At 61.4% G+C, this 9518-nt stretch carries 10 protein-coding genes; 6 read left to right on the forward strand and 4 right to left on the reverse strand.

Translation table 11 applies throughout. The features are described 5' to 3' along the window. Positions 1–57: 57 nt before the first annotated feature. On the reverse strand, positions 58–1656 hold the full coding sequence (locus AB4037_RS21190; protein WP_441772844.1) for a vWA domain-containing protein: 1599 nt from the start codon (positions 1654–1656) through the stop codon (positions 58–60). Positions 1657–2123: 467 nt separating this feature from the next. On the opposite strand from AB4037_RS21190, the gene AB4037_RS21195 reads away from it, so the two are divergent. Both AB4037_RS21195 and AB4037_RS21200 read left to right on the forward strand, forming a co-directional pair. Beyond that, positions 2124–2426 carry a hypothetical protein gene (locus tag AB4037_RS21195; RefSeq protein WP_434955504.1) on the forward strand — a complete coding sequence of 101 codons (303 nt, stop codon included), beginning with the start codon at positions 2124–2126 and terminating at the stop codon, positions 2424–2426. Between the two features lie 600 nt (positions 2427–3026). Continuing rightward, the gene (locus AB4037_RS21200; protein WP_434955505.1) at positions 3027–3614 is read left to right on the forward strand and encodes a L,D-transpeptidase; all 588 of its coding nucleotides are present in this window, start codon (positions 3027–3029) and stop codon (positions 3612–3614) included. A 662-nt stretch (positions 3615–4276) separates the two neighbouring features. Here AB4037_RS21200 and AB4037_RS21205 read toward each other — a convergent pair. From AB4037_RS21205 to AB4037_RS21215, 3 genes are all read right to left on the reverse strand, one after another. After that, the gene (locus AB4037_RS21205; RefSeq protein WP_149251642.1) at positions 4277–4465 is read right to left on the reverse strand and encodes a hypothetical protein; all 189 of its coding nucleotides are present in this window, start codon (positions 4463–4465) and stop codon (positions 4277–4279) included. A 415-nt stretch (positions 4466–4880) separates the two neighbouring features. Continuing rightward, the gene (locus tag AB4037_RS21210; protein ID WP_434955506.1) at positions 4881–5099 is read right to left on the reverse strand and encodes a hypothetical protein; all 219 of its coding nucleotides are present in this window, start codon (positions 5097–5099) and stop codon (positions 4881–4883) included. 207 nt (positions 5100–5306) lie between these two features. Then, a complete protein-coding gene (locus AB4037_RS21215) occupies positions 5307–5783 on the reverse strand; it encodes an RT0821/Lpp0805 family surface protein (RefSeq protein WP_434955507.1) in 477 nt (158 codons plus the stop codon). Positions 5784–5798: 15 nt separating this feature from the next. Between AB4037_RS21215 and pdxH the strand changes: the two genes are divergently transcribed. From pdxH to AB4037_RS21235, 4 genes are all read left to right on the forward strand, one after another. Further along, positions 5799–6449, forward strand: coding sequence for a pyridoxamine 5'-phosphate oxidase (pdxH, locus tag AB4037_RS21220; RefSeq protein ID WP_434955508.1), 651 nt, complete (start codon positions 5799–5801; stop codon positions 6447–6449). A 160-nt stretch (positions 6450–6609) separates the two neighbouring features. Continuing rightward, a complete protein-coding gene (locus AB4037_RS21225; protein ID WP_434955509.1) occupies positions 6610–7362 on the forward strand; it encodes an SDR family NAD(P)-dependent oxidoreductase in 753 nt (250 codons plus the stop codon). A gap of 148 nt (positions 7363–7510) precedes the next feature. Beyond that, a complete protein-coding gene (fabI, locus tag AB4037_RS21230; protein WP_068284574.1) occupies positions 7511–8329 on the forward strand; it encodes an enoyl-ACP reductase FabI in 819 nt (272 codons plus the stop codon). A 268-nt stretch (positions 8330–8597) separates the two neighbouring features. Continuing rightward, complete coding sequence (locus tag AB4037_RS21235; protein WP_434955510.1) at positions 8598–9179, forward strand: histidine phosphatase family protein; 582 nt, start codon at positions 8598–8600, stop codon at positions 9177–9179. Positions 9180–9518 lie beyond the last annotated feature (339 nt).

Below are 9518 nucleotides of genomic sequence, written 5' to 3' on the forward strand. Positions count from 1 at the left end.
AGAGGGGCGGCAATTGCGCCGAGATACTATCGCAACCGCCGCCCCCTGAAGGCAGGGTCATTGAGGCAGGGCCAGTTTCACCTCATTGCGTGCGCCGGCCTTGATCTCGATGTCCTGGGTGACATTGACGTCGCCCTTCCACGCGCTGGCCGTGTATTTGCCTGCGGGTAGAACGTAGCTCATCGACGTATCGTAGTTCCGCGTGATTTCCTCCGCGTCATCACCATAAATGCCGGTCCGCGGGACGGTGATGCGGATCGAATCTGCGCCCGGCGCGGTGATGGCGACAAGGCCGGCGTCGAGCGGGAAGGAAGCCGTCACCGTCTCACCGGTCTTGATCGTCAGCGGGAAGACGCGATCCACGCCATCGACTTTGATACGGACGCGATAGGTGCCTTCGGGCAGATCGAAAACAGGCTCGGCGGCATAGTCGCCGATCAAGGAGGACTCGCCTTCGGCTGCTTCGGAGCCAACCAAGATATCGACACGGGGATCCTTTACGGCGGAGCCTCCCGGGGAAAAGGTGACCTTGCCCTTCAGCTTGCCGACACCGGCAATGACCTCGACAGGAACCGTTTCACCGGGCGCGATTTCGATATCGCGGGTCTGGACGGCTGCGCCAAGCTTCAGCGTGACACTGTATTCGCCCGCCGGGAGGATGACCCCGGTCTCGGCGTCATAGCCGGTGAACAGATCAGCGCTGCTGCCTTTGGGTTTCACGGTCCAGACCACATAGCCCTTTGCCGTTTCGGTCGCCGTGCGCTTGGCGCGCAGTCCGATGCGGCCCGCGTTCAACGCCATGTCGACACGGTTCATCTCGTTGGCCTTGATGATAATGGGGGCCTTCACGCTCGCCTCGCCTGCCGTGAGCGTGAGGATATAGTCGCCCGGCTCAACCTGTTCGTGGATGTTGGCGTTGTAGCTCGTCATCACCACTTCGGATGTCGTGCCTTCCGGCGCGGGGCGGGTGAGTTCCCATCGCACGTCGTCGGTGATCGGGTCGTCGCCCACGGCCAGCCGGGCATAGCCCGTCAGGTTCCAGTCCGGTTTGGGTTCCGCCTTCGGCTCAGCCTTGGGTTGCGGGGCCGGTGCAGGCGCCGGATTGCCTTGGGCGGTGTGCACGGCCTGCTGGATGGCCTTGGTGAGTTCGCCGGCATCCTCGGCCTGCAGGGCGATGCCGCCCGTCGCCTCCGCCATGCAGCGCAGTTCGCGGTTGGCTTCGGGATCCTTGATGTCGAAGCCGACGGTGTCGACGACGAGGTCTATATCGGCCTTCTTCAGGGCTGCGGCCACCTCGCAGGGGTCTGCGTTGCAGGTTTCCACGCCGTCGGAGACCAGGATGATGGTCGACCGGCCTTCCTGCCCCTTCATCGCTTCGGCGGCGGTTCGCACGGCGTCGGTCATCGGCGTGCGCCCTTTGGGCGACAGGCCGCCGACCATGGCCATGAACGCCCGCTCGTCGACCGGGCCGACCGGTTTGAGCATCTCTATGTCTTTGCAATCGCCCTTGCGACGATGGCCATAGACGATCAAGCCGAGGTGATCGTCCGCCGGCCAGCCTTTCAGGATGGTACCGACGGTTTGGCGTGCGGCCTCGATCTTGGTGATGTCACCAACCTTGCCCCACATGGAGCCCGAGGCGTCGAGCACGAGCATGACGCGTGCTCCCTCTTCTGCCCTTGCGCTCATTGCAAAAGGCAATAGGGCGCCAGCCAGGCCGAGGAGACCTGGAACAAGGGCATAAAGACTTTTCCGCATAGTAAACTCCAATGAAACGGTCGATCGGACATTTGTGCGGTCAGGTTCGCTTCTTGCCGTTTCAAATATAAGCAAATGTTGTGACACTCAAGCGCGCTGCAGCATGTGTCTATGTTGACGATTACCTCTGTGCGCTTTCGCATAGTTTGACGGGGATGCGATGATGTTCACTCAGTGTCGATGGTGCTCGCCCCGGTGCCTTTCCCGAATGACCCTTCCGGTCGATGGATAGGCGGCATGCTGATACCGCCCCGCAGCGATGTGCGAAAACGCACAGCGCGAAGGGGCCGTTTCCAATTAACCATTGCTGCATCAGCGGGGCCGCAAATCAGCACGAGCCCACGCAAAATCGTCGGGGACTATCGATGTTGACCTCAAACGCACGCCTGGCCTGGAATGACGACATCGACATGTCGGCGCCAGATATCACCGAGCTGCATCGCGCCTACATGCTTTCGATCCGTCAGCACCAGCGTCTGTTGGGCGAGCTTTGCGCGACGCTCTCCAACCTCGGTGTTGCCATCGACAATTCTCCTCTCGACTCGCAGATGCGGGATGCCCTTTCCGCCGGCGTCGGCCGTCATGTCGACCTGGCCCGCGGAATCATCGCCGGAATCGACAGCGCGCTGAGCTTCTCGGCGCCGACGCGTCCGTCGACCGCTCATTGACGAATAGTCGCTGCTGCGGCGGCCGGCTGTGCCGAAAGGCACAGGGGTGCAGCGACCGGGAAACCGGGTTGCCGTGGACGTCACTCTACTCTCCATAGCAGTAACTTGAGCGGGCAGGCCTTGCAGGAGGCTTGCCCGCTCCTTTCAGCATGGACCTATCGCAGAGAACGAACTTTACGCGTGGTCTCGCTCCGGGAAGAAGATGCGGCTTTGCCGAGGGCATGAGGCCCAATATTTGCTCTTGCCCCAGTTGCCTCCAGTAAATGAGGGGACCTCTCTCGGGGCAAAGTGCGTTTAGGCATGGACGCCCGCTTGCTCTAATTCTTTGTTTCGACGTGTCTTTACGGCTCTTCGCGATGCGGCCAAATCGCAAGACGCTCTGGCGCCGGGGCTCCCGGGTGTCTGGCGTGGCAGCGTATGATATCGGCAACACTTCTTGTTTTTTAATCACACCGCATTGACACCCACTGGTTGTTTCATTTTTGTACTGTCCATGTGTTGAGTTTTCCGGCTCTCGTCTGCCTGGTACCGCCGGACTTAACCGAACAGTAACCATAATGATGGCGGTACTAGCTACGCGCTGACGTATTCGGGGGTACTATGAAACTGGTCCATTTCGCCATGCTCGCGGTCATGTCGCTGAGTCTGGGCGCTTGCCAATACACCAAGACGGCCGATCCCGTGCTCTCGGAGCGGGACGCGCAGTTCATGGCGATGATTCCCACCGGCGACGTGGACAAGATGTTTGCCCGCTACATGGTCGACAATCCCACTGGCGAACCGGCGGGCGTAGTGGTTGTCGAGACCAAGCAGCATCTGCTCTATTATACGCTGCCCGACGGCAAGGCGATGCGCTATGGCGTGGCCCTCGGCAGCGAGGCCTTCGGGTGGACGGGTGAAGCCGTCATCGACCACAAGGCCGAATGGCCGACCTGGAATCCGCCGGCCGAGATGATGGTGCGCTGGCCGCATGTCAAGCGCACCGAAGGGGGGTGGACCAACCCGCTGGGCGCGCGTGCGCTTTACCTCTTCCAGGGCGGCAAGGACACGCTCTATCGCATTCACGGCACCAACGAACCTGAGAAAATCGGCCGTAGCGTCTCGTCCGGCTGCATCCGGATGCGCAACATCGACGTGATCGATCTCTATAACCGCGTTCCCGCCGGTACGAAGGTGATCGTGCGCTGAGGCGGATTTCGGCGGCGTGCTCGTCACGGCGCTGCATCCAAGGTAATTTCGACAAGAGCCCCGGATCGCACTGGGGCTTTTTTGTTGGCCCTGCTGCCCCTGGGGCAGCTTCGTGTCGGCGGGACGAGCCGCGGGCATTCGGCGGAAACCTGCCGACTTTCCGGATCTGGCCAATCGGGCTTCGGCCCATATGCGAATGAAAGCCCGGCGTGGGGGACTATGCGCGAGGCGCTTCAGTATCTTCCATGGGCTTCTGACTTCCGCTGGTTTGGCGGCGGCTGCGTGGCAGCGATCGGTCATTCGTGTCGAGTGGAGGAGGATGAAGGCGGGACTGCGGCGCCAACCAGATTCACGCCGTGCTCGCGCCCGATCTTCCCGGGCCTGGTATCGGCAGGCGTGAGGCGCCTTCGACAAAGGCCGATATCTGGCTGGAGCCTAGTCTGATCGGCTGCATAAGCATGCAGGGACCCGAGACGAAGCTCAGCACCGGATGAGCGCGGCCGAAAATGGCGTCAGCCGCCGGCTTCGGCGTATGCTTGCCTGGCGGGCCGGTTGATACGGGTCCCAATGCCACCTGCCTCGGCAGGCAAAGCGTCGCATCCGGACAAACCTGCCGCCGATTGCGGCAGGTCCAGTGCCGTAAAGGAAAGTATAGCCGGGTCTTACGACTGGGCCATTTGCTGGAGGCGCGTATAGGCTGCCTCCGCGCTCATCTGGCGCTGATCCTTTTCCTTGCGGGCTGCCCCGACGGCGGCGGCCAGAGCCGGGATGGCGATCTTGCCATAACGATCCTCGAGCTTTTCCCGCTTCTCTTGCGCGGGCTGCTGGAGACGCGATCCCTCGATGTCCATAATCTGGTCCTCAACCAAGGTACACGACAATTACGTGCACAGATTTACGCAGTTACGACAACAACTTGGCTCATAATTGACAGCGAAGGCGTGGGAATTATGACGGAGCGGCGACATGATTATCTTATTTGCGACATCGCCGTCATTTTACTGCAACATGTTGCAAGAACGTCACAAGTAAATAAGCCTCAGCTCATAAAGAAAGCCGCGCTTTGCGGCGCGGCTGCGATGCTTTCATAAGTTCAATGTTACCGATATGCCGCGCCTCTATCGTTGCGGTCGTGTCGCATATCGACAAATGCGGGATGCTTTCGCCTAAAGTGTTTTGCGATTCAGCGGTAACGCCAGAATCGCAAAGACGCATCGAACCAAAGAGCGAAAGCAAAGCAGGGTTTGGCTCTAAACGCGCTTTGCCTTAGGCAGCGAGGTCGTCGTCTTCGTCGCGCAGGCAAGCCGGCATCTCATGCTTGGGCTTCTCCGGCTTGGCGACAACGCGTGCCACCTGGGCCGCTGCCGCGGCGACGGCCGAAATGCCGATGGCGCGATAGAGATGCTGGAGCTGCTCGCGCGGGGAGCCTTGCGGCGGTGCGAGCGCTTCGCTTGGTCGGTCGGTAGAAAGAGGGGAGGTCGTCATAATTAACTCCATACGCAACGACACGCTCTACTTGTTTTCACCCTGAGGGTGCTTTGAAGCGAGGTGAAGGCCGGACTGTGAATATTTGGCGGCGAAAGTATCATGGTTAACGTGAAAGCCCCGTGATACTTCGCACGGCATGACCAGCAATATACGCCGGGCCACCTGAATGTTCGATTAACCAGGCCCGGTGGCGTGCGAAAATTCTCACACGTGCGGCAGGGCCCAGGGCTGTACGCTGACGATGGACCAGGCCGTGCCGCTCCTGCGGCAGCTCTTGCCCTGATACCATTGGGTCGGGCCCTGGCCGCCCTGGGCTGCGACGAAGCTGCGGCAGGTAAGCTTGTTTTCGGCATAGCTATCGGCAACCGGAGTGACCAGGCCATGTACGCCGGTTGTCATGCTGGACCACGCTATGGAGGCGCCCGGATTCTGGGGGTCCATTCCCGCCTGCAGCGCAGCCTTGGCTTGCTGCCAGTCGGCATCGGTCATGCTGGCGTTCAGGCGGATGTCCTGTTCGGGGATCGAACCTGTCGTCGTCTTGTCCTCGGCCGAGCCGAAGATCGGGCCGAGGGGCGTCGAAATGGCGCAGCCTGTCAAAATGACACTGGCGAACAGCACTGACAGTGGGCCGCGGACGCGGTAGGCGTTATAACCGCCCTTGAAGACGAACAGGCTGAACACAGTGGAGCCACCCCAATGACCATGACGTTAGGTAATCCTGGCACGGGCGAGTTAACGCCGGGTGACTCGGCTGGCTTCCTCGGCGCGTCCGAACCGTTTTTGTTGTTCGCGCAATGGCTGGCGGAAGCGGAGAAATCCGAGCCGAACGACCCCAACGCGATGGCGCTCGCCACGGTGGATCCGGAAGGCCTGCCGGACGTGCGCATGGTGTTGCTCAAGGGCCTCGATGACAAGGGTTTCGTCTTCTATACCAACACACAGAGCGCCAAGGGCACGGAATTGGGCGGCACGCCCAAGGCCGCCTTGCTGTTTCATTGGAAGAGCCTGCGCCGGCAGGTGAGGGTGCGTGGGCCGGTCGAGCGCGTCACCGATGCGGAGGCGGACGCCTACTTCGTCACGCGCCCGCGTGGCAGCCGAATCGGCGCCTGGGCGTCGCAGCAGTCGCGGCCACTCGAAGGGCGCTTCGCTCTTGAAAAGGCCGTGGCGACCTATACGGCCAAATTCGCCATCGGCGAGATCCCGCGTCCTCCCCATTGGACCGGTTTCCGCATCTTGCCGGTGCAGATCGAATTCTGGCACGACAGGCCGTTCCGATTGCATGACCGCCTGGTTTTCCGGCGTGCCGAGAGCCAGGGCGGCTGGCGGCGCGAGCAGCTCTATCCCTGACAAGGGCACGCGTCCATTTGGAGCAACAGCCTCTGGGGTTGTAATTGGGCCCGACTCGGCTGTCGCGGCGATCCGCCACCCTATTTCATTTGGGCGTCGTGATATCTATGTCTTCTGGCATGGCTCCTTGGAGCCGCCTCTTTTTCGATCGGTATCCGTCATGGCAAGCAGTTCCGCCCAGCATCCGCAGCGCGCGATGATTCTCACCGGCGCCTCCCGGGGGATCGGGCATGCGACCGTCAAGCGCTTTTCAGCGGCAGGCTGGCGGGTCATCACCTGCTCCCGCCACGCTTTTCCCGAGGAATGTCCCTGGGAGGCAGGCCCGGAGGATCACATCCAGGTCGATCTCGCCGATCCGGCCAATACCGAGGAAGCGATCGAGGAGATCAAGCGCCGTCTGGACGGCACCGGCCTGCATGCGCTGGTCAACAACGCGGCGATTTCGCCAAAGGGCAAGAGCGGCTCGCGCCTGAGCAGCATCGAGACCGGGCTTTCGGATTGGCAATGGGTGTTCCAGGTCAATTTTTTCGCGCCGATCATGCTGGCGCGCGGGCTGATCCAAGAGCTCGAACAGGTCAAGGGCTCGGTGGTGAACGTCACCTCGATTGCCGGCGCACGCGTTCATCCCTTTGCCGGTGCCGCCTATTCGACCTCCAAGGCCGCCCTGGCTGCCTTGACCCGTGAGATGGCCTCGGACTTTGCGCCGCGCGGCATCAGGGTCAATGCGATCGCGCCTGGCGAAATCGATACCTCGATCCTTTCGCCCGGTACCGAAAAGATCGTCGCTCAGATTCCGATGCGGCGCCTCGGTACACCCGATGAAGTGGCCAAGACCATCTACTTCCTCTGCACGGATCAGAGCTCCTATGTGAACGGGGCCGAGATCGCCATCAATGGTGGCCAGCATGTGTGAAGGCGGTATTCCGGGAACGATAAGGCGGCTGCCGACGCTTTCGGCGTAACAGGGACGGTCTATTCCTCAACAAATAGACCTATCGCCCCTTCCCCCCTGCGCAGCCTTCCGTTATTCATGCCGTTCCTTTCGAATAGGCAGTTGCGGAATGACAGCAAGTGGATTGATGGCCGGCAAGCGCGGCCTCATCATGGGTGTGGCGAATAATCGATCGATCGCCTGGGGCATCGCCAAGGCGTGCAGGCAGCATGGCGCCGAGCTGGCCTTCACCTATCAGGGGGATGCCCTGAAGAAGCGCGTCGAGCCATTGGCTGCCGAACTCGATGCCCTGGTCGTCGGCCATTGCGACGTCACCGACGGGGCCAGCATCGATGCCGTGTTCGCCGAAGTCGCTGCCAAATGGGGCAAGCTCGATTTCATCGTTCACGCCATCGCCTTTTCGGACAAGGACCAGCTCGACGGCCGCTATCTCGAGACGACCGAAGAGAACTTCACCAAGACGATGCTGATCTCCTGCTATTCGCTCACCTCGGTCGCTCAGCGCGCCGAGAAGCTGATGACGGATGGCGGCTCGATCCTGACGCTGACCTATTATGGCGCCGAGAAGTGGATGCCGCACTATAACGTCATGGGCGTGGCCAAGGCCGCTCTCGAGGCGAGCGTGCGCTATCTCGCCGCCGATCTCGGCGAGAAAGCGATTCGGGTGAACGCCATCTCCGCCGGTCCGATCAAGACTTTGGCCGCTTCCGGCATCGGGGATTTCCGCTACATCCTGAAGTGGAACGAATATAACGCGCCGCTACGCCGCACCGTCACCATCGAGGAGGTGGGCGAAGCAGGAGCATATCTGCTATCCGACATGTCGCGCGGCGTTACCGGCGAAGTGCATCATGTCGATGCCGGCTACCATGTGGTCGGCATGAAGAATCCGACCTCGCCCGACATCACGCTCGCCGGCAAGGACTGAGCGCGAGGGCAGGCCTTGGAGCGCCGGTCCAGCAGCCGCTGACAGGCCGGACAGCACGAAACGAGGTGGGCGTTCGCCGATGGCGTGATGCCCGTCCGAGCGGATTCTTCTTGATCGAGCCGTGTGCTCGATCAAGAAGAATCCGCAAGCTCTCAAACACTTGCGAGCTTCTCGGTGTTACCCATTCGAGGGCGACATCTGGAAGCTCTGCTTGGGGAGGCAGGACGGCCTCCCGTCTGATTCATGCGTCCAAAGCAGGAGTAAGCCCGTGGCGCCCACACTTTACTTCATGCGCCACGGCGAGACCGATTGGAACGCCGAAGCGCGCCTGCAAGGCCAGCAGGACATTCCCCTCAACCAGGTCGGACGCAAGCAGGCCACCGAGGCCGGCCACAAGCTTGCCGAGGTCCTGCCGGCGCCGGATGGTCTGCCCTGGCTGGTCAGCCCGCTCGGGCGCACCCGCGAGACGGCGGAACTGGCACGCAAGGCGATCGGCCTGCCACCGCAGCGCTACACCACCGATGACCGTCTCAAGGAACTGACCTTCGGCGATTGGGAAGGCCGGACCTGGGCCGAACTGCGCTCGGTGGATCGCAACATGGTGAAGGCGCGGACTGCCGACAAATGGGCCTATGTCCCGCCGCGCGGCGAGAGCTACGCCATGCTGCATGACCGCATCGCACTCTGGCTCAAGACTGTGACTCAGGATCTCGTGGTGGTCAGCCATGGCGGCGTTGCCCGCGTGCTGATGGTGCTGCTGGCGGGAAAAGCCAGCGGTCAGGCCGCCGAGGAGCCGATCTGGCAGGGCAAGCTTCTGGTCTTCCGCAACAAATCGGCTGAATGGGTCTAGGGGCAATTGCTCACCCCCTGGTCATCCCGTGCGCGATGCAGCATGGAATGCTGCTTCGCAGTCAGACCAAACCTCGGTTTGGTTCCGGGGACCGCGCTGAGAATGAGCCTCGGTTGGCTTACGATCCCGGATCTGCGCCGCATCACTACGTGCTGCAGCGCGTCCGGAATGACCCACGTGAGCAATTACGTCTAGAGCGTCGGATCTGAAACTGGAATCGGCGATTCCCTTGGAGGGCAATTTGTGATTCACCGTTATTGGAGGTGGATCATGGGCAGGAGCTATTCTCAGGATCTTCGCGATCGGATTGTCAGCTTTGTTGAGAACGGCCATTCGCGC

The sequence above is a fragment of the Labrys sp. KB_33_2 genome (assembly GCF_052114505.1).
Taxonomy (GTDB): Bacteria; Pseudomonadota; Alphaproteobacteria; order Rhizobiales; family Labraceae; genus Labrys.

Excerpts from the sequence above, each read along its gene's own strand:
- AB4037_RS21190 (WP_441772844.1), bottom strand. The coding sequence starts at position 1,656 with ATGCTCGTGCTCGACGCCTCGGGCTCCATGTGGGGCAAGGTTGGTGAC.
- AB4037_RS21195 (WP_434955504.1), top strand. The coding sequence starts at position 2,124 with ATGTTGACCTCAAACGCACGCCTGGCCTGGAATGACGACATCGACATG.
- AB4037_RS21200 (WP_434955505.1), top strand. The coding sequence starts at position 3,027 with ATGAAACTGGTCCATTTCGCCATGCTCGCGGTCATGTCGCTGAGTCTG.
- AB4037_RS21205 (WP_149251642.1), bottom strand. The coding sequence starts at position 4,465 with ATGGACATCGAGGGATCGCGTCTCCAGCAGCCCGCGCAAGAGAAGCGG.
- AB4037_RS21210 (WP_434955506.1), bottom strand. The coding sequence starts at position 5,099 with ATGACGACCTCCCCTCTTTCTACCGACCGACCAAGCGAAGCGCTCGCA.
- pdxH (WP_434955508.1), top strand. The coding sequence starts at position 5,799 with ATGACCATGACGTTAGGTAATCCTGGCACGGGCGAGTTAACGCCGGGT.
- AB4037_RS21225 (WP_434955509.1), top strand. The coding sequence starts at position 6,610 with ATGGCAAGCAGTTCCGCCCAGCATCCGCAGCGCGCGATGATTCTCACC.
- fabI (WP_068284574.1), top strand. The coding sequence starts at position 7,511 with ATGACAGCAAGTGGATTGATGGCCGGCAAGCGCGGCCTCATCATGGGT.